This window comes from Nocardioides sp. (assembly GCF_004803405.1).
Taxonomy (GTDB): Bacteria; Actinomycetota; Actinomycetes; order Propionibacteriales; family Nocardioidaceae; genus Nocardioides; species Nocardioides vastitatis.
Map to the genome: position 1 here is coordinate 1 of NZ_SSXI01000048.1, position 18180 is coordinate 18180.

At 72.2% G+C, this 18180-nt stretch carries 20 protein-coding genes; 10 read left to right on the forward strand and 10 right to left on the reverse strand.

What is annotated here, in order from left to right:
* From E7Z54_RS03250 to E7Z54_RS03265, 4 genes are all read right to left on the reverse strand, one after another.
* On the reverse strand, nt 1–268 hold a 268-nt coding region (locus E7Z54_RS03250), incomplete at its 3' end, for an ATP-binding cassette domain-containing protein (RefSeq protein ID WP_276606198.1).
* A complete protein-coding gene (locus E7Z54_RS03255; RefSeq protein WP_136431572.1) occupies nt 265–1047 on the reverse strand; it encodes an ABC transporter permease in 783 nt (260 codons plus the stop codon). The genes E7Z54_RS03250 and E7Z54_RS03255, both read right to left, overlap by 4 nt.
* Nucleotides 1044–1790, reverse strand: coding sequence for a molybdate ABC transporter substrate-binding protein (gene modA, locus E7Z54_RS03260; protein ID WP_136431573.1), 747 nt, complete (start codon nt 1788–1790; stop codon nt 1044–1046). The genes E7Z54_RS03255 and modA overlap by 4 nt, the downstream gene beginning before the upstream one ends.
* Nucleotides 1787–2188 carry a TOBE domain-containing protein gene (locus tag E7Z54_RS03265; protein WP_136431574.1) on the reverse strand — a complete coding sequence of 134 codons (402 nt, stop codon included), beginning with the start codon at nt 2186–2188 and terminating at the stop codon, nt 1787–1789. The genes modA and E7Z54_RS03265 overlap by 4 nt, the downstream gene beginning before the upstream one ends.
* Before the next feature lie 111 nt (nt 2189–2299).
* Between E7Z54_RS03265 and E7Z54_RS03270 the strand changes: the two genes are divergently transcribed.
* A complete protein-coding gene (locus E7Z54_RS03270; RefSeq protein WP_136431575.1) occupies nt 2300–2881 on the forward strand; it encodes a DUF4245 family protein in 582 nt (193 codons plus the stop codon).
* Between the two features lie 3 nt (nt 2882–2884).
* On the opposite strand, the gene E7Z54_RS03275 is transcribed toward E7Z54_RS03270, so the two are convergent.
* Together E7Z54_RS03275 and xseA are read right to left on the reverse strand one after the other, a co-directional pair.
* Nucleotides 2885–3094 (reverse strand): exodeoxyribonuclease VII small subunit, encoded by a 210-nt coding sequence (locus E7Z54_RS03275; protein WP_136431576.1) that lies wholly within the window; start codon nt 3092–3094, stop codon nt 2885–2887.
* Nucleotides 3087–4322 carry an exodeoxyribonuclease VII large subunit gene (gene xseA, locus E7Z54_RS03280; protein ID WP_136431577.1) on the reverse strand — a complete coding sequence of 412 codons (1236 nt, stop codon included), beginning with the start codon at nt 4320–4322 and terminating at the stop codon, nt 3087–3089. The genes E7Z54_RS03275 and xseA overlap by 8 nt, the downstream gene beginning before the upstream one ends.
* A gap of 50 nt (nt 4323–4372) precedes the next feature.
* Here xseA and E7Z54_RS03285 point away from each other — a divergent pair, with 50 nt between their 5' ends.
* The gene (locus E7Z54_RS03285; RefSeq protein ID WP_240769494.1) at nt 4373–5302 is read left to right on the forward strand and encodes a PfkB family carbohydrate kinase; all 930 of its coding nucleotides are present in this window, start codon (nt 4373–4375) and stop codon (nt 5300–5302) included.
* Nucleotides 5303–5327: 25 nt separating this feature from the next.
* Here the strand turns inward: E7Z54_RS03285 and E7Z54_RS24145 are convergent, their stop codons facing one another.
* Entirely contained in the window at nt 5328–6956 is a 1629-nt protein-coding gene (locus tag E7Z54_RS24145; protein ID WP_136431579.1) for a helix-turn-helix transcriptional regulator, read from the reverse strand.
* A gap of 6 nt (nt 6957–6962) precedes the next feature.
* Complete coding sequence (locus tag E7Z54_RS03295) at nt 6963–8066, reverse strand: flavin-containing monooxygenase (RefSeq protein ID WP_136431580.1); 1104 nt, start codon at nt 8064–8066, stop codon at nt 6963–6965.
* A gap of 229 nt (nt 8067–8295) precedes the next feature.
* Between E7Z54_RS03295 and E7Z54_RS03300 the strand changes: the two genes are divergently transcribed.
* The 5 genes from E7Z54_RS03300 (at nt 8296) to E7Z54_RS03320 (ending at nt 12910) form a co-directional block, all read left to right on the forward strand.
* The gene (locus E7Z54_RS03300) at nt 8296–9831 is read left to right on the forward strand and encodes a multicopper oxidase family protein (protein ID WP_206055979.1); all 1536 of its coding nucleotides are present in this window, start codon (nt 8296–8298) and stop codon (nt 9829–9831) included.
* 43 nt (nt 9832–9874) lie between these two features.
* A complete protein-coding gene (gene truA, locus E7Z54_RS03305; protein ID WP_136431581.1) occupies nt 9875–10714 on the forward strand; it encodes a tRNA pseudouridine(38-40) synthase TruA in 840 nt (279 codons plus the stop codon).
* Nucleotides 10711–11310 carry a class I SAM-dependent methyltransferase gene (locus tag E7Z54_RS03310; RefSeq protein WP_136431582.1) on the forward strand — a complete coding sequence of 200 codons (600 nt, stop codon included), beginning with the start codon at nt 10711–10713 and terminating at the stop codon, nt 11308–11310. The genes truA and E7Z54_RS03310 overlap by 4 nt, the downstream gene beginning before the upstream one ends.
* Nucleotides 11311–11319: 9 nt before the next feature.
* The gene (locus E7Z54_RS03315) at nt 11320–11988 is read left to right on the forward strand and encodes an SIMPL domain-containing protein (protein WP_136431583.1); all 669 of its coding nucleotides are present in this window, start codon (nt 11320–11322) and stop codon (nt 11986–11988) included.
* A gap of 97 nt (nt 11989–12085) precedes the next feature.
* Entirely contained in the window at nt 12086–12910 is an 825-nt protein-coding gene (locus E7Z54_RS03320; protein WP_136431584.1) for a class I SAM-dependent methyltransferase, read from the forward strand.
* Between the two features lie 39 nt (nt 12911–12949).
* Here the strand turns inward: E7Z54_RS03320 and E7Z54_RS03325 are convergent, their stop codons facing one another.
* A complete protein-coding gene (locus tag E7Z54_RS03325) occupies nt 12950–13960 on the reverse strand; it encodes a nitronate monooxygenase (RefSeq protein ID WP_206055980.1) in 1011 nt (336 codons plus the stop codon).
* A gap of 132 nt (nt 13961–14092) precedes the next feature.
* On the opposite strand from E7Z54_RS03325, the gene E7Z54_RS03330 reads away from it, so the two are divergent.
* From E7Z54_RS03330 to E7Z54_RS03340, 3 genes are all read left to right on the forward strand, one after another.
* Nucleotides 14093–15793, forward strand: coding sequence for an ABC-F family ATP-binding cassette domain-containing protein (locus E7Z54_RS03330; protein ID WP_136431586.1), 1701 nt, complete (start codon nt 14093–14095; stop codon nt 15791–15793).
* Nucleotides 15790–16818, forward strand: coding sequence for a GNAT family N-acetyltransferase (locus E7Z54_RS03335; protein WP_136431587.1), 1029 nt, complete (start codon nt 15790–15792; stop codon nt 16816–16818). The genes E7Z54_RS03330 and E7Z54_RS03335 overlap by 4 nt, the downstream gene beginning before the upstream one ends.
* An 85-nt stretch (nt 16819–16903) precedes the next feature.
* Complete coding sequence (locus tag E7Z54_RS03340; protein ID WP_136431588.1) at nt 16904–17086, forward strand: DUF5302 domain-containing protein; 183 nt, start codon at nt 16904–16906, stop codon at nt 17084–17086.
* A gap of 17 nt (nt 17087–17103) precedes the next feature.
* On the opposite strand, the gene E7Z54_RS03345 is transcribed toward E7Z54_RS03340, so the two are convergent.
* Nucleotides 17104–18180, reverse strand: a 1077-nt coding sequence (locus E7Z54_RS03345; RefSeq protein ID WP_136431589.1) for a S1C family serine protease, incomplete at its 5' end; no start/stop codon positions are given.

Sequence of the window (18180 nt, forward strand, 5' to 3'; positions counted from 1 at the left end):
GGTGTGGGAAGAGCAGCGGGTCCTGCGCCAGCAGCGCCGTGCGGCGAGCGTGCGGGGGCACCCAGCGACGCGGACCCGTCAGCTCCTCGCCGTCGACGACGACGCGACCGGCGTCCGGCCGGAGCAGGCCCGCCAGCACCGCCAGGGTGGTCGACTTCCCCGCGCCGTTGGGGCCGAGCAGGGCGACCGTCTCCCCGGCCGCCACGTCGAAGGCGACGTCGAGCCCGCGGGAGACCACGGCGGCCTCGACCCGGAGGTCGGCGCTCACCGTGCGGCCCTCGGCCGGACGAGTCCGATCACCGCGACCGCGACGACCACGAGCACCAGCGACATCGCCACCGCGGCGTCGGCATCGGTGACCCGGAGGTTGTAGATCAGCAGCGGCAGCGTCCGGGTGGTGCCCTCGAGCGACCCGGCGAAGGTGATCGTGGCGCCGAACTCGCCCAGCGACCGCGCGAACGCCAGCACCGCGCCCGACGCCAGGCCGGGCATGACCAGCGGCAGCGTCACCCGGCGCAGGACCGTGGTCGGAGCGGCTCCGAGGGAGGCCGCGACGACGTCGTACCTCTCCCCGGCCGTGCGGAGCGCGCCCTCGAGGCTGACCACCAGGAACGGCAGGGAGACGAAGGTCTGCGCCAGCACCACCGCGACCGTGGTGAACGCGACCCGCACGCCGAGCGCCTCGAGGTGCTCGCCCAGCAGCCCCTGCCGTCCGAAGGTCGCGAGCAGCGCGATGCCGCCGACGACGGGCGGCAGGACGAGCGGCAGCAGCACGAGCGAGCGGAGCACCGGAAGGCCGCGGAACTCGCTGCGCGCGAGCACCGTCGCGAGCGGCACCCCGAGCAGCAGGCACAGCGCCGTGCTGGCGGCAGAGGTGCGCAGGCTCAGTCCCAGCGCGACCAGTGCGGAGTCGGACGTGACGAGGCCGGGGAACGCGCCCCAGTCGATGCGGGTGGCCAGCGCCGCGACCGGCAGTACGACGAAGGCCGCGCCGATCGCCGCGGGCAGCACCAGCCAGCGGGGCAGGCCGACGTGGCGGGTCCTCATGGCACCCGCGGGCCGAAGCCGTGGTCGGCGAGGACTGCCTGGCCGGCGTCGCTGAGGACCAGGTCGACGAGGTCCTGGGCGAGAGCGGGGTCGTCGCTGCCCTCGATGACGGAGATCGGGTAGTGGTTGACCACCCCGGCGAGCTCGGGGAGCCCGACGGCGCTGACGGCGCCGTCGGCCGCCTCGACGTCGGTGGCGTAGACGAGCCCCGCGTCGGCCTCGCCCTCACGGACCTTGGCGAGCACGTCGGTGACCGACTGCTCCTCGCTCACCGGCTGGAGGGTGACGCCCGCACGGTCGGCGACCTGGTGGGCGGCGCGACCGCACGGCACCTCCGGGGCGCACAGGACCAGGTCCAGCCCGGGGTCGGCGAGGTCGTCGAGCGTGGCGATGTGGAGCGGGTTGCCCGGTGCCACGGCGACGGCCAGCGTGTTGCTGGCGAAGTCCCGAGGTTCCGAGCGGGCCAGTCCCGCCTCGACGAGGCGGTCCATGGTCGGGGTGTCGGCCGAGGCGAACACGTCGACCTCGGCCCCCTCCTCGATCTGCGTGACGAGGTCGGCGGACCCGCCGTAGGAGATCCGCACGTCGACCCCGGGGTGGTCGTCCTCGTAGTTCTCCTCGAGCACGTCGAAGACCGGCGTGAGTGAGGCGGCGGCGAAGACGGTGAGCGTCTGGTCGTCGGCGTCGCCGCAGGCGGGGAGCGACAGGGGGAGCAGGAGCAGGGCGACCAGGAAAGATCTCATCGGACCGGACGCTCCACGACGACGCTGGTCGACTTCACCGACGCGATGGCACGCACGCCGGGCTCGAGGCCCAGCTCGGTGGCGGCCTCGGCGCTCATGAGGGAGACGATTCGGTGCGGACCGCAGACCATCTCGACCTGCGCCATCACGGTGTCCTTGACCACGCGGGTGACGATGCCGCTCATCCGGTTGCGGGCGCTGACGGCGCCGGCGCGGGTGCGCTCCCGGTCGGCTTCGTCGACCAGGGACGCGGCCAGGATCGCCAGGTCGGTCCCCGGCACCACGGTGCGGCCGTCGACGGTCCGGCTGGGGACCCGGCCGGCCTCGATCCAGCGGCGGACGGTGTCGGCGCTGACGCCGAGCAGCTCCGCAGCCTCGGCCACGCGGTAGTCGCTCACACCGAACACGATGACGCAGATGCGGCGAAAAGTCACCGGATCAGGCGCAACTGCGGCTCCCAGCGCCCCGAGTCCCCGCCGCAGGCGGACCACTGGGAGACTGAGGAGGTCATGAGCACGCAGCAGACGGAGCCCACGGGGCGGGCCGGCAGGTACCAGCGGTCGGCGGCCGGCCTCGTCGTGTCCCTGCTGGTCACCGTCCTCGCGCTGGGAGGCGTCCTCTACTTCATGGGGGCCTTCCGTCATGATCTCGACGTGCGGCCGGAGCAGGTCGACCACCTCGACATCGTCGCGGCCGCCCAGCAGGCCGGGCTCAAGCCGATCTACCCCGCCGACCTTCCCGACGGCTGGATCGCCACCGGGGTCGACGTGGTCCCCGGGGACGACCCGGCGTTCACGATCCGGATGCTCACCGACGACGAGCGGTTCGTCGGCGTCCACCAGGAGGACGCCTCGAGCACCGCGCTGCTCGCGCGTTGGGTGGACGAGGAGACCCAGACGGCCGACGCCTACGAGGTGCCCCGCTCGGTCATGCGCCCGGTGGCCCGGCACTGGGACGGCTACACCGACGAGGGCGGCGACCACGCCTACGTCGCGACGGTCGGCGACGACACCGTCATCGTCTTCGGCTCGGCCGACGCCGAGGAGCTGCAGGCGATCGTGGACGCGCTGGTGCGCCGTCCGGTCGGCTGAGGGCTACTCCTCCTCGTCCGTCTCGAGTACGGCGTCCAGCCGGGCTCGGGCGCCGTCGATCCAGTCCTGGCAGATCGTCGCCAGACGCTCGCCGCGCTCCCACAGCGCCAGCGACTCCTCGAGGGTGGTGCCGCCGGCCTCGAGCCTCTGGACCACCTCGACCAGCTCGGCCCGCGCGTCCTCGTAGGAGGGGGTCTGGTCCGGGTCAGTCATGGGTCTCCTCGATGTGCTCGGTCGACGTGGTCGTGACGTGGATGCGGCCGTCGGCGACGCGCACGCTGAGCGATGCGCCGGCAGCGACTGCGGCGACGGACGTGACGACATGGCCGTCGGCGTCCTGGAGCACGGAGTAGCCCCGCTGCAGCGTGGCGAGGGGCGACAGCGCCCGGGCCCGGGCCCGGTGGTGGCCGATGTCGTCGGCCGCCCGGTCGAGCCGGTGCTCCAGGCATCGGCGGATCCGGGCGCGTGAGTCCGCCAGCTCGGCGGCGCGCGCGTCGAGCAGGGTGCGCGGGTCGGCCATCGCCGGCCGCGAGCGGATGGCGTCGAGCCGCGCCTGCTCCCGCTCGAGCCAGCCGCCCAGGGCGCGACGCAGTCGCTCGCGGGTGTGATCGATGCCGGCCCGCTCCTGCGCGACGTCGGGGACGATCAGCTTCGCGGCGTCGGTCGGCGTCGACGCCCGGACGTCGGCGACCAGGTCGAGGAGCGGACTGTCGGGCTCGTGACCGATCGCGGACACCACGGGCGTGCGTGTGGCAGCGACGACGCGGATCAGGCCCTCGTCCGAGAACGGCAGCAGGTCCTCGACCGAGCCGCCCCCGCGGGCGATCACGATGACGTCGACCGCCGGGTCGGCGTCGAGCCGGCGGACCGCCTCGATCACCTCGGCCGCGGAGCGCGTGCCCTGCATCGAGGCGTAGACGGTCTCGAATCCGACCCCGGGCCAGCGGCGTCCGGCGTTCTCGAGCACGTCGCGCTCGGCCGCCGAGCCGCTCGCCGTCACCAGACCCACGCGCTGCGGCAGGAACGGCAGCCGTCGCTTGCGCTCCTGGGCGAACAGGCCCTCGGCCGCGAGCAGCTGACGGCGCCGCTCGATCCGCGCCAGCAGCTCGCCCAGGCCGACCATCCGGATCGACCGGGCCTGCAGGGAGAGGGTCCCGCGGTTGGCGTAGTAGGACGGCTTCGCGTGGATCACGACGCTCGCGCCCTCGACCACGGGCGGCTCCAGCCCGTCGAACAGCAGCCGCGAGCAGGTGACGGGCACGGAGATGTCGGCCACCGAGTCCCGCAGGGTCATGAAGACCGTCGCCATGCCCGGCCGACGGCTCACCTGGGCCACCTGGCCCTCGACCCACACCGCGCCGAGCCGGTCGATCCAGCCGGAGATCGCGTTCGCGATCGCCCGGACCGGAGCCGGCTTCTCCGCAGATGTCTCGAGTGCCACGGCCGCGAGCCTATTTCATGCCACCGACCCCAGCGTGCACAGTAGGAGCCGTGGCGACGGCGCTGGTGGTGGGCGAGGCCCTGATCGATGTGGTCCGCGTGCCGACGGATGAGCCCGTCGAGCGGCCCGGTGGCGCCGCGGTCAACGCCGCGGTCGCGCTCGCCCGGCTCGGGCGGGACGTGCGACTGGCGACGTCGTACGCCTCGGACGCGCACGGACGGCTGCTCGAGCGCCACCTCGCCGACGCGGGCGTCGCGCTCGCAGCGGACCCCTACGAGCTGCCTCGCACGTCGCGTGCGGACGCGGTGATCGGACCGACCGGCGCCGCGTCGTACTCCTTCGACGTGGCGTGGCGGCTGCCGCACGTCACCTCGACCACCGGCACCCACGTACTGCACGTCGTCTCGCTCGGTCCGCTGATGGATCCCGGAGCCGACGAGGTGCTTGCTCTCGTCGACCGGTTGGCGCCCGCGACGACGGTCACGTACGACGTCAACGTGCGCCCCGCCCTCACCGGGACCGGTCCCGGGGTGGTCGAGCGGGTGACCCGGATGGCGGCGCGAGCCGATCTCGTCAAGGCCTCCGACGAGGACCTGCTGGCGCTGTGGCCCGAACGCGACCCGGGGGAGTCCGCGTCGCACCTGCTCGAGCTCGGCCCCGAGGCGGTGATCGTGACCCGCGGCGACACCGGCGCCTCGTGGCACGTGCGACGCAGCGACGGCTGGTCGACCGGAGGCGTGCACGCCGAACAGGCCCAGGTCGTCGACACTATCGGAGCGGGTGACACGTTCGGCGCCGCGCTGGTGGACCACCTGTGGCCGCTGCTCGGCGAGGGCGGCCGGGGGCGGCTCGAGGCGCTCGGCGCGGACGACTGGGCGGCCGCGCTGACCTACGCCGCCCGGGCCGCCGCGATCACCGTCTCGCGGGTCGGTGCCGATCCGCCGACCCGAGCCGAGGTCGAGGCGTCCCGGCTTCCGTAGCCGGCCGCTCCCGAGGTGGGCCGGGTCAGGTGAGCCCGTGGTCGAAGGCGAACGCCGCGGCCGCCGTGCGCGACGGGACGTCCAGCTTGGTGAAGATGTTGCTCAGGTGCCGGGCCACCGTCTTCTCGCTCAGGAACAGGGCCGCGGCGATCTCCGGGTTGGACCGTCCGGCGGCGACGAGCCTGAGCACCTCGGCCTCGCGGGCGGTGAGGCCGCCCGGCAGCGGGCCCGGTGCCAACAGTCGGTCGACCTCACGCGCGTCCGGTATGGCCCCCAACGCGGCCAGCGTCCTGGCCGCACCTCGAAGCTCGGCGGTCGCCGACTCCTCGTCGCCCAGCCCGCGCAACGCCCGGCCCACGAGGACCTGCGTGCGGGCGGCCTCGTAGGGCCACGCCAGCTCCTGCCACCCGCGCAGCGCGGCACGCAGCGCGGCCAGGGCCTGATCGGGCCGGTCCTCGGCCATAGCCAGCGCACCGACGGCGTACCCGGCCATCGCCTTGAGCGAACGGGACTCGAACGAGTCACCGACCGCCACCAGCTCGGCGACCAGCGGTCGCGCGGAGGCGAGGTCGTCTGCGGCGAGCAGCACGTCGATCGCACCGGGCAGCAGCTGCGAGCGATGGATCGGGTCCCGCGGCTCGCCCAGCACCCGGTGCACCGCACCGCACGCCGCGTCGGTCCGGCCGCGGGAGAGCGTCAGCAGCGCGTGCGCGGGCTGCGGGTCGTGACCGAAGCCGACGGCCCGCTCGAAGGCCTCCTCCGCGGCGTCGTACTCACCACGGATGCGCAGCAGTCCGCCCTTCTCCGTGAACGCCAGGCCCGCCGCCGCCGGCGTGCCCGCCGACACGTAGCGCCTGATCGCGCCGTCGAGCTCGGCGATCGCCTCCTCGAACGCGCCGCGGACCCGCATCACCTGGCCGCGGTGGACCGCGCACTGTCCGGTGAACGGGACCAGGCCCACCTGCGCGCCGCACCAGGTGGTCAGCGCCATCGTCCACTGCGCCACCCGCTCGAAGTCCGAAATCTCCTGGCACGCCTCGATCAGCGAGCAGTAGGTCTGCCCGGCGAAGATCGGGGAGACCTCCCCGGTGGTCACCCCGATCATGGCCTCGTCGAGCAGGCGCACGCCTTCGGGCACCCGACCGAGGTAGAGCAGGCAACGCCCCTGGGCCATCAGGCCCGTGGCGAGCAGGTCGCCGTCACCGAAGCGCCGGCCGTACGACGTGAGCGTCGCCGCCTCGTCAAGCGCGGTGGCCGGGTCACCACCGAGGATGTGCCCGAGCATCCGGAAGAAGAGGACGTAGCCGTGCTCGACCGTGTCCTCCGGCAGGGTCTCCAGCAGCCGGTCGGCACGCGCGATCCATCCACTGGCGACCGCGAGCTCCCCGCGGTCCATCAGCGTCATCGCCAGCCAGAAGGCGGACCGGACCGCCGCGCGCTGGTCACCGGCGTCCACGTGCGCCTGGTACGCCCGCTGGAGAGCCTGGATGCAGTCGTTGTGGCGGCCGACGAGGAACGCGGCGGTGGCGAGATCGGCGAAGTCGGCGGCCAGCAGGGCATCGCTCCCGGCAGCCGACAGGCCTTCGTACGCCGCGACCCAGTCGCGGCGGTCGAAAGCCTCACGCGCCCGCAGCAGCTCCTCGACGACGTTCACGACGCCTCACCTCGTAGCGAGCATAGGACTCCGGGTGGCGCGTGCGCTGATCTGGCGGGCCAGGAACTCAGCGTCCCGGCCGATACCGGGGAACACCATCGAGCTGAACGCGTACTGGAACGCGAGGCCGCAGAAGAAGAGCCCCGGCACCTCGTCGACCACGCCGCGCATCTCCAGGGGCCAGCCGTCCTCGCCCAGCAGCGGAAGCTTGATCCAGTCGAAGACCTGTCGGAACCCGGTCGCCCAGACCACGTTGCTGACCGGCACGACGGTTCCGTCGTCCAGCAGCGGCATGCCGTCGCGGACGCCGACCATGCGGGCCGTGCACCGCTCGACGCCACGGGCAGCCAGGTCCTCGCGGTGGATCCGGATCATCGGGCCGCCGTGCGCACGGACCTCGTGGAACATCTTGCGCCCGATCGGGGTGCGCCGGGTCAGGACGTGCCGCCACGCGAAGACGACGACGGGGAGGATGACCCGGGCGCGCCGCTGCTCTGGCCGGAACGGCAGCTGGCCGGGGTCCCGCCCGCAGAGGGTGACCGGGTTGGTCTGCGCGGCCTCGTAGGCGATGTCGGTGCCGGAGTGCGAGGCGCCGACCACCAGGACGGGTCCGGGCCGGAGATCCTGGGGTCGGTGGTACTCGCTCGAGTGCAGCTGGTGGACCGTCGGGTCGAGCTGGTCGGCGAAGTCCGGGATGCTGGGCGCTTGGCCGAAGGTCCCGGTCGCCACGACGACGTTGTCGCAGGTGATCGCGTTGTCGCCGATGCGCAGCTCGAAGCAGCCGTCGGCGCGCTGCTCGAGAGCATCGACCCGGGTGCTCGTCCGCACCGGCAGGTCGAACTTCAGTGCGTAGCTCTCGAGGAACGCTGCGACCTCGTCCTTCTGGGGGAACGCCCACGCCTCGGCAGGGAAGGGCATGCCCGGCAGGCCGTCGTACTTCGCAGGGCTGTAGAGCCGCAGCGTGTCCCAGTGCCGACGCCAGTTGTCGCCGACCCGGGGGTTGCTGTCCAGGACGACACAGGGTCGACCCTGCTTCTTCAGGTGGTAGGCCGTGGACAGGCCGGCCTGGCCGGCTCCGATGATCACGGTCTCGATGTGCTCGGTGGACATGGTTCCTCCTCGTGTCGGATCGTGCTCCGACGCTAGGAAGCGCGGGCCGCTCACCGCGTCGGGCAGGATGCCCATCGGGTTCGGGCCGGATGGGTGGGTTGACCCACGTCGACATCCCGACGGCCGCCCCCCGCCGGCTGGGGGATGACCCCGGAACCGACCCTGAATCGCCCCTGGGATCGCGCGATCTCCGTTGTGCCGGCCCTGTGTCCGGCCGATCGTGGACGGCATGTCCGCAACTCTGCGACCCCCCGCAGCGCCACCGCCCGGCCGGCGCCGCAGGCGCTGGATCCGGGTCGTCCTGTCGGTGCTCCTCCTTGCGCTGGTCCTGATGGCGGCGGGTGTCGTGCTCGTCGTCCGCGAGGTGCGCACCGTGGTCGACACCGTCGGCCAGGTGGACTTCGACCGTCCGCTGGTCGTGCCTCGGCTGGCCGAGTCGCGACGCGACGCGGACGGTCGACGGGTCTTCGACCTCACGATGCAGCGTGGCAGGACCGACCTCGGCCGACCCGACCCCACACCGACCTGGGGCGTCAACGGCAGCTACCTGGGACCGACGCTGCGCGCGAACCGCGGGGAGGACGTGCTGGTCAACGTCACCAACGAGCTCGGTGAGGATTCGACCCTGCACTGGCACGGGATGCATCTCCCGCCGGAGATGGATGGCGGCCCCCACCAGACGGTCGCGAACGGCGCCACCTGGTCGCCGACCTGGCGCGTCGACCAGCCGGCCGCCACCCTCTGGTACCACCCGCACCCGCACGGACGAACGGCCGAGCACGTCTACCGCGGGGTGTCGGGACTGTTCCTGGTCGACGACCCCGCTGCCGCGGCTCTGGCGCTCCCGAAGAAGTACGGAGTGGATGACGTGCCGCTGATCGTGCAGGACAAGAAGTTCGACGGGAGCGAGCTCGACGAGTCCGATGCGCCGTTCCGCAACCAGGGGATCCTCGGCGACCAGGTCCTCGTCAACGGCACGCCGGGCCCCTACCTCGACGTGACCACCGAGCGGGTCCGGCTGCGGCTGCTCAACGGATCGAACGCACGCATCTTCAACTTCCACTTCGCCGACGACCGGCCCTACCTGCTGGTCGGCAGCGACGGAGGCCTGCTGCCGGAGCCGGTCGAGGTCCGAAGCCTCGAGCTGTCGCCGGGGGAGCGGGCCGAGATCGTCGTCGACTTCGAGCCGGGGGAGACCACCGTCCTGCGCAGCGCGCCGCTGGACAGCTCCGAGGACCGGGCGGCCGGCGCCGACGACCGGTTCGACATCCTCGAGGTGCGCGCCGCCGGCCGGCTGACGGCGTCCCCACCGGTGCCGCGCCGGCTGGCGCCGGCGCCCGACCTCGGCGGGGAGGAGGTCGTCACCACCCGCCGGTTCACGCTCTCGGGCAGCAGCATCAACGGCGACGACATGGATCCCGAACGGATCGACGTCGTCAGCGAGGTGGACACCACCGAGCGGTGGATCGTCACCAACGACAACGGCTACCCACACAACTTCCACATCCACGACGTGCAGTTCCAGGTCGAGACCGTCGACGGCGACGATCCGCCGCCGGCCTACCAGGGCTGGCAGGACACCGTCCTGCTGCCGGATCGGGCGGAGGTGGCGCTCCTCGTGCGGTTCAGCGACTACACCGACCCGGACACGCCGTACATGTATCACTGCCACCTGTTGCGGCACGAGGACCAGGGGATGATGGGCCAGTTCGTGGTGGTCCGGCCGGGGCAGGAGGCCGGACGACCGTCGGGCCACGCCCACTGACGGCGGGAGACAGGAAAGCCCGGCCGCCTGCGAGAATCGCGGGGTGCGGATCCGGATCGACCTCGCCTACGACGGCACCGACTTCCGTGGTTGGGCGATCCAGCCGGCGCTGCGGACGGTGCAGGGCGATCTCACCTCCGCACTCGCCACCGTCCTCCGCGTCCCGCCGGGGACGATCCAGGTGACCTGCGCCGGCCGCACGGACTCAGGTGTCCACGCCCGCGGCCAGGTCGCCCACTGCGACCTGCCGGACGACACGCCCGCCGTGGACCCGGTCCAGCTCGAGCTGCTCGCCCGCCGCGTCAACGGCGTACTCGCGCAGGACGTCCGGATCCGGCGGGTCACGCCGGCGCCGGAGGGCTTCGACGCCCGGTTCGCCGCCCTGTGGCGCCGGTACGCCTACCGGATCGCCGACGAACCCACCCTCGTCGACCCGCTCCGCCGACACCACGTGCTCTTCTGGCCGCGGACGCTCGACGCGGACGCGATGAACGCCGCCTCGCAGCCGCTGGTCGGCCTCCACGACTTCGCCGCCTTCTGCAAGCACCGGCCGGGCGCCACCACGATCCGCACCCTGCTGGAGCTCCGCTGGGACCGCGACGCGACCGGCATCCTGGTCGGCCACATCAGGGCCGACGCGTTCTGCCACTCGATGGTGAGGGCCCTGGTCGGCTGCCTGATCGCGGTCGGTGAGGGACGCAGGGACCCCGCGTGGGCGGCCGAGATCCTGACCGGTCGCCGCCGCGACCCGAGCGTGGCCGTAGTGCACGCCCACGGGCTGACCCTGGAGGAGGTCGGCTACCCCGACGACGCCGAGCTGGCCGCCCGCGTGCAGCAGACGTCCGCGCGTCGTGCTCCGATCGACGGAGGCGACGGGGAGTGAGCGACGAGCACTACTTCTCAGCCGACCCGTCGGTGGCGTTCCAGCGCGCCGAGGTGCGAGCCACAGTCTGGGGGCACCACCTCAACCTGGTGAGCGGTTCCGGTGTCTTCGCCCAAGGCCGGGTCGACATCGGGACGGCCGTGCTGTTCCGCGAGGCCGAGCCGCCGGCGGGTGGGCGGATCCTCGACCTCGGCTGCGGGTACGGCGTCATCGGCCTGGCCTGTGCCGTCGCCGTGCCCGACTGCGTGGTGACCGCCGTCGACGTCAACCAGCGGGCGGTGCTGCTGGCCAACGAGAACGCGGCGTCGCTCGGTGTGACCGACCGGTTCGCCGCCATGACACCGGACGGCGTGCCGGCCGGTGCCACGTTCGAGGAGATCTGGTCCAACCCGCCGATCCGGATCGGCAAGGCCGCGCTGCACGAGCTGCTGCTGACCTGGCTGCCGCGGCTGGTCCCCGGCGGCCGGGCCGTGATGGTGGTCGGGAAGAACCTCGGCGCCGACTCGCTGCAGCGGTGGCTGGGGGAGCAGGGATATCCGACGGAACGCCTGGCGAGTGCCAAGGGATTCCGGGTCCTCGAGACACGCCGGCCGTAAGTTGGCCCCATGCCCACCGAGCTCACCGTCCGCGGCTCGTACGTCGCCTACCAACGACCCGAGCGCGGCACCGCCCGCGTCGCCCTCGGCTTCGAGGGACCGAAGATGCAGCCTGTCTACGACCGCGTGGTCAACGACCTGGAGGCCGTGAAGAGGTCGGTCGAGCCGCTGCACGACCCCGAGCGCGGGCCGGTCACCTGGTGGTCCACCAAGCACGTCCGCACCTGGGCGAACCGCCCGTGGAACCAGGACGGCAAGCAGCTTCCGCTCGTGCATCACGCGAGCGTCGGCGTAGAAGTGAAGTTCCGGGATTTCGCCGCGCTGGCGACGTGGGTGGGGCATCACGTGACGAACACCGCGGGTTTCAGCCTCGAGGGCGTGCAGTGGGCGCTCACCGAGAAGAACCGCCAGGACCTGGAGAAGGTCGTACGCACCCGTGCCGTGCAGGATGCCGCGCGCCGCGCCCAGGAGTACGCCGACGCCCTCGGACTCGGGACGGTGAGGCCGGTCGCGATCGCGGACGCCGGCATGCTCGGCGGCGGGCTGCACCCGATGGCCGGCGGTGGAGCCGAGTACCTGCGCATGGCATCCGCGAAGGACTCCGGTGGCGAGCTCGAGCTCTCGCCCGAGGACATCGAGGTGTCGGTCGAGGTGGACGCCCGGTTCGTGGCGGACTGACCGTCACCAGACCTCGTTGGCCGACGAGTGCCGAGTCCACGTGGCAGGGCGCCTTCACCTCGTCGACGTCGCGGCCACTCGGTGCGACGATGGCTCGATGAACCAGGTCTCGAGGTTCTACACCGGCCCCGGGGGACTCGTGTCGGGCATCAGTTCCGCCCTGGACGCGGCCGGTCTGGACCGTGCGACGCTGCGACCGGCCGACCTCTCTCCGGTCGATGAGTTCCATATCCGTGGCCGTGCCGCAACGCTGGAGATCATCGAGGCCCTCAACCTCACTGCCGGCTCCCACGTGCTCGACCTCGGCAGCGGGTTGGGCGGTCCCGCGCGGACGCTCGCGGAGCTGACCGGATGCACGGTCACCGGCGTCGACCTCACCTCAGAGTTCTGCGAGGTGGCGACGGCGCTCTCGGAGTGGACGGGCCTGGCGGACCGGACCCGCTTCCAGGTTGGGGACGCCACGGCCACCGGCCTTCCCGATGCGACTGCGGACGCGGCGCTGACCGTGCATGTGGCGATGAACATCTCCGACAAGCACGCGCTCTATGCCGAAGCCTTCCGGGTGCTGCGGCCCGGTGGCAGGTTCGTCGTCTACGACGTCCTGCAGGGCGAAGGGGGAGACGTCCAGTACCCGGTACCGTGGGCCGGCGACTCCTCGACGAGCTTTCTCGCCACCCCAGAGGACATGCGCGAACTGCTCCCGGCGGCAGGCTTCGAGATCAGCTCGGAAGTCGACTCCTCGGACGAGAGCCTCGTCTGGTTCCAGCAGCTGCGTGCCCGGATCCAGCAGGACGGACCACCACCCGTCACGTTCGCGGCCTTCCTCGGCGACGCGTTCGGCCAGATGGCTGCCAATCAGGTGGTCAATCTCGCCGAACGACGCATTCGCACCGTCATGTTCGCGTGCTCGCGACCGCTCTGACGGCTTTCCGCGTGATCAGGGCGGCCACGCCGAGGAGTGTCACGGGGTCAGAGACCGAGTGATCTCTGTGGCCGACCCGCTCCGGGTCCGGCCGTGGTGCGTCCCGGCCCACATGTGTGCCACCTGGGCGTCGTTCGCGGCCACGGCCGCGGCCCGAAGCGGCGCGGTGAGGTGGTGCAGGTGGGGGTAGCCCGCGGGCGCTGTCGGGTGCTCGGCGATGAACCGGTTCGTCAACCCACGCGCCCAGCGACCGGTGTACGCCCGGGTCAGCGCGGTGCCGGCCCACGCGGGGTCGCTGAGAGCCGCGCGGTGGACCGGGTTGGTCCCGGCCTCGTCCGCGAGCAGGTACGCCGTCCCCACCTGTGCGGCGAGGGCACCGAGTCCGGTCACGGACGCCACGTCGACGGCAGCCGCCACCCCGCCTCCTGCCACGACCGGCAGCTCGACCGCATCCAGGACGCGGGAGAGCAGCTCGAGGAGCGGTGCCCGGTCGGGCTCGGTCTCGAGGTCCCAGGTGCCGCGGTGACCTCCGGCATCCGGACCTTGCACCGACAGCGACGCGGCCCCGCGAGCCACCGCCAGCCGGGCCTCGGCGATCGACGTCACGGTCACCATCGAGAGGACGCCCTGCTCTGCGATACGGCGCAGCACATCGGTGCTCGGGCACCCGAAGGTGAACGACACGACGTCCGGCCGCAGGTCCAGGACCAGGTCCAGCTTGGCGTGCCAGTCGTCGTCATCCCACCGAGGCTCTCCTAGGTCGACCCCGAGGCGGGCAGCCTCCGGCTCCAACGACCGGCGGTAGGCGTCGAGCGCGCCGCGGTCGGGCTGGTACGGCTCGACCACGAACAGGTTGACGCCGAGAGGAGCAGCGGTGACGGCCCGCACCGCCTCCACCTCGGCTGCGACCTGGTCCGCCGACTTGTAGCCGCCAGCCAGGAACCCGAGCCCGCCCGCCGCGGAGACGGCGGCTGCCAACGCGGGGGTGGATGGGCCCCCGGCCATGGGCGCCGCGACCACGGGAACCGCGAGGCCGCGTAGATCCAGCACGATCGCCAGCCTATCCAGCACGAGATCAACGCCGAGACCGGCTCCCCCGGGCAGGGAGCTCGTCGACGGTCCCGCGCGCCACGCGGATAATCGCTCGCGGCAACCACTGCCCCTGACGGACAATCGGTCCTTGTGGGTCATGTCGAGGTCGCAGGTGTGCGCTATGAGCTCCCCGACGGGCGGGTTCTTCTCGACGATGTCTCGTTCCGCGTCGGCGACGGCGCCAAGGTCGCACTGGTCGGGGCCAACGGCGCGGGCAAGACCACGCTGCTGCGGATCATCACCGGCGAGCTGGACCCGCACGCCGGATCGGTGACCCGCTCGGGCGGGCTGGGTGTGATGCGGCAGATGGTCGACAAGGGCATCGGCGCCGATCCCACGGTGGCCGATCTCCTGCTCAGCCTGTCGCCGCCGCGCGTCCGCAGTGCCGCGGCGGAGGTGGATCGCTGGGAGCTGGCGCTGATGGAGGCCGACGACGAGGCGACGCAGCTGTCCTACGCCGAGGCATTCGCGGAGTACGCCGACGCCGGCGGCTACGACACCGAGGTGGTCTGGGACGTCTGCACCGTCAAGGCACTCGCGCTGCCGTACGACCGCGCGAAGTATCGCGAGCTGCGCACCCTCTCCGGGGGCGAGCAGAAGCGGCTGGTGCTGGAGTACCTGCTCGCCGGCCCGGACGAGGTGCTGCTCCTCGACGAGCCCGACAACTTCCTCGACGTCCCCGGCAAGATCTGGCTGGAGGAGCGGATCGCCGCCTCGGACAAGACGATCCTCTTCATCAGCCACGACCGCGAGCTGCTCGCCAACGCGGCCACCCACGTGGTGACGGTGGAGCTCGGCGCCGGCGGTGGCGGCAACTCGGTCTGGACGCACGCGGGCGGCTTCGCGTCGTACCACGAGGCTCGCAAGGACCGGTTCGCCCGCTTCGCTGAGCTCCGCAGACGCTGGGACGAGGAGCACGCCAAGCTCAAGGCCCTGGTCCTCATGTACAAGCAGAAGGCCACCTACAACGACGGCCTCGCCTCGCAGTACAAGGCGGCCCAGACCCGCTTGCGGAAGTTCGAGGAGGCCGGCCCGCCGACGGAGCAGCCGCGCGAACAGCAGGTCACCATGCGACTCGGGGGCGGCCGCACCGGCAAGCGCGCCGTCGTCTGCGAGGACCTCGAGCTCACCGGGCTGATGAAACCGTTCGACCTCGAGCTCTGGTACGGCGAGCGCCTGGCCGTGCTCGGCTCCAACGGCTCCGGCAAGTCGCACTTCCTGCGGCTGCTCGCTGCCGGGGGGAGCGATCCGGACATCGAGCACCAGCCTGTCGGCGAGGTCCGCGTGGCACCGGTCGACCACACCGGTCGTGCTCGTCTCGGCGCCCGGGTCCGTCCCGGCTGGTTCGTGCAGACCCACGACCACCCCGAGCTGATGGGCCGCACCCTGCTGGAGATCCTGCATCGTGGTGACGGGGTCTCCGACGGCCGTCAGGGGATGGGCCGCGAGCAGGCCAGCCGGGTGCTGGACCGCTACGAGCTGGCCGGGAGCGCCGAGCAGCCCTTCGAGTCGCTCTCCGGTGGTCAGCAGGCGCGGTTCCAGATCCTGCTCCTGGAGCTCTCGGGCGCCACCCTGCTGCTGCTCGACGAGCCCACCGACAACCTCGACGTGCAGTCGGCAGAGGCGCTTGAGGAGGGGCTGGCGGCGTTCGACGGAACGGTGGTGGCCGTGACCCACGATCGGTGGTTCGCACGCGGTTTCGACCGATTCTGCGTGTTTGGTGCGGACGGCTCGGTCTACGAGTCGGACGAGCCCGTGTGGGACGAGGGAAGGGTGGCGCGAGCCCGATGACAGGCCAACAGATCGTGGAGGTCGACCCGCACGACGAGTCGGCGGTGATCGCGTGGCGGGAGGTGATGGCGGCCGCCGCGCGCCACGAGGTCGGCCAGCACGCGACCATCTGGACCGAGCAGGAGCTGCTGGCGATGGTCCAGCAGCCGGGCAAGGCCCGGCGGACGCTGCTCTTCAACGGGCTGCTCGACGGCGAGGTCGTCGCCGCCGGCTCGCTGTCCCTGCGGCTCCTCGACAACGTGGACGCCGCCGAGATCGACGTCGCCGTCCGTCCCGACGTACGACGCCGCGGGCTCGGGTCGCAGATGCTGGTTCGGCTCGAGGAGATGGCGCGCACCGAGGGCCGCACCCGGTTCGAGGCCGAGGCGCGGTGGCCCTACGCGGGGCCGTCCGACGGTGCGGGCACCGCGGGCGTGGAGTTCGCCCAGCGGCATGGCTACTCCTTCGGACTCGGCGACGTGCAGCGTGAGCTGGACCTCCCGGTCGACGATGCCCTGCTGGCCGAGCTGGCAGCCGAGGCCTCGCCGTACCACGCCGGATACGAGATCCGCTCCTGGGAGGGACCGGTCCCCGACGACCTCGTGGTCAGCTGGCTCGAGCTCTCCTCCACCCTGATGACCGAGGCGCCGACCGGAGCGATGGAGCGGGAGGCGGAGGCCGTCGACGTCGGGGCGCACCGGGAGTCCGAGGAGATCCAGGCCAAGCAGGGCCGGACGACCTGGCATACGGTCGCCCTGGACCGGGACGGCACCGTCGTGGCCTACACCCAGCTCGTGGTGTCGGGGTCTGAGCAGCAGTTCATCTTCCAGTGGGGGACCCTGGTGCACCGGGAGCACCGCGGGCACCGGCTCGGCATGGCGGTCAAGGTCGCCAACCACCGGTTCCTGCAGGCCGGCGCCGACGTCACCGGCCGTCGCGTGGCGACCTGGAACGCCGAGGTGAACGACCACATGATCGGCATCAACGAGCGGCTGGGCTACGCCACGGCTGCCCGCAACGGGGAGCTCCAGAAGAAGCTCGTCTGAGCCTGCTCCGACGCGGTCGCTTCCCATGCTTGTCACGGGATGCGACGGTGGAGGAGCTCACCAACCCCGCGAGGAAGGACCGCCCATGGCTGCCAACGATGCCAACGACGATCTCAAGGCCAAGATGCGCGAGGCCCTGGACCGGAAGAACAAGCGGGAGAAGGGCGTCCACGAGGACGGACCGGCGAAGGAGAAGGCGCACGGCCCGGAGGTGCTCGGGGGTGCCCCCAAGATGCACCGCCGCAAGGCCGGCGGCGGCGGCTCCTGAGACCCGCCGCGCCGGCCTCAGCCGTCCGAGCCGAGCTCCAGCTGGGTCGTGTGCTCCGCGCCGTTCCTGAGATAGGTGATCTTGACCCTGTCGCCGGGGCGGTAGGAGCGGACGGTGGCGATCAGGGACTCCGAGTCGCTGATCGGACGACCGTCGATCGCGGTGATCACGTCGCCGTCGCGCAGGCCCGCGTCAGCGGCGGCGGATCCGTCCTCGATCCGCTCGATCCGGGCACCCTCGGAGCTGTCGGAGATCCCGATCCCGAGCCGGGCGTGCGTCGGCGTCTCGCCGTTGCGGATCTGCTCGATGATGGGCAGCACCTCGTCGATGGGGATCGCGAAGCCGAGTCCGATCGACCCTGACTCGGAGCCCGTCATCGAGCCGGCAGTGCGGATCGAGGCGTTGATCCCGACGAGCTGGCCGTCCATGTTCACCAGCGGGCCGCCGCTGTTGCCGGGGTTGATCGCGGCATCGGTCTGGATGGCCGGGTAGGCCACCGAGCTTCCGTTCTGGTCACGCGCCACCTCGACCGGCCGGTTCAACGCACTCACGATCCCGCTCGTCACGGTCGCGTCGAGCCCGAAGGGCGAGCCGATCGCGACCACCTGCTCACCCACGTCCAGGTCCTCGGATTTGCCGATCGTGATCGGCTTGAGGTCCTCGATTCCCTCGACCTGGATCAGGGCGGTGTCGGTGAGCGGGTCGGTTCCGACGACGGTCGCACGGGTCTTGCGGCCGTCGTGGAACGAGGCCGTCACCTCAGCCTGGTCGGCCGGGACCTGGCCACCGAGCGTGACCACATGGTCGTTGGTGAGGATCAGGCCGTTGGCGTCGATGACGACACCCGACCCGCTGCCGGACGCGCCGCCGGCAGTGACGTCCAGCGCCACCACCGACGGCAGCACGGCGGCCGCGACCGCTTCGACGGACCCGGCCGTTGCCGGGGTGTCGGACGAGTCTGCGACCTGCAGCGACGTCCCGGTGTCGCTCTGGCCGGTCGGCTCGTCGCGGAGTCCGTCGTAGAGCGCGGCGCCGCCGACCCCGGCGCCGCCCCCCACGAGGAGCGCGCCGGTGAGCACCGCCACCGCGAACCG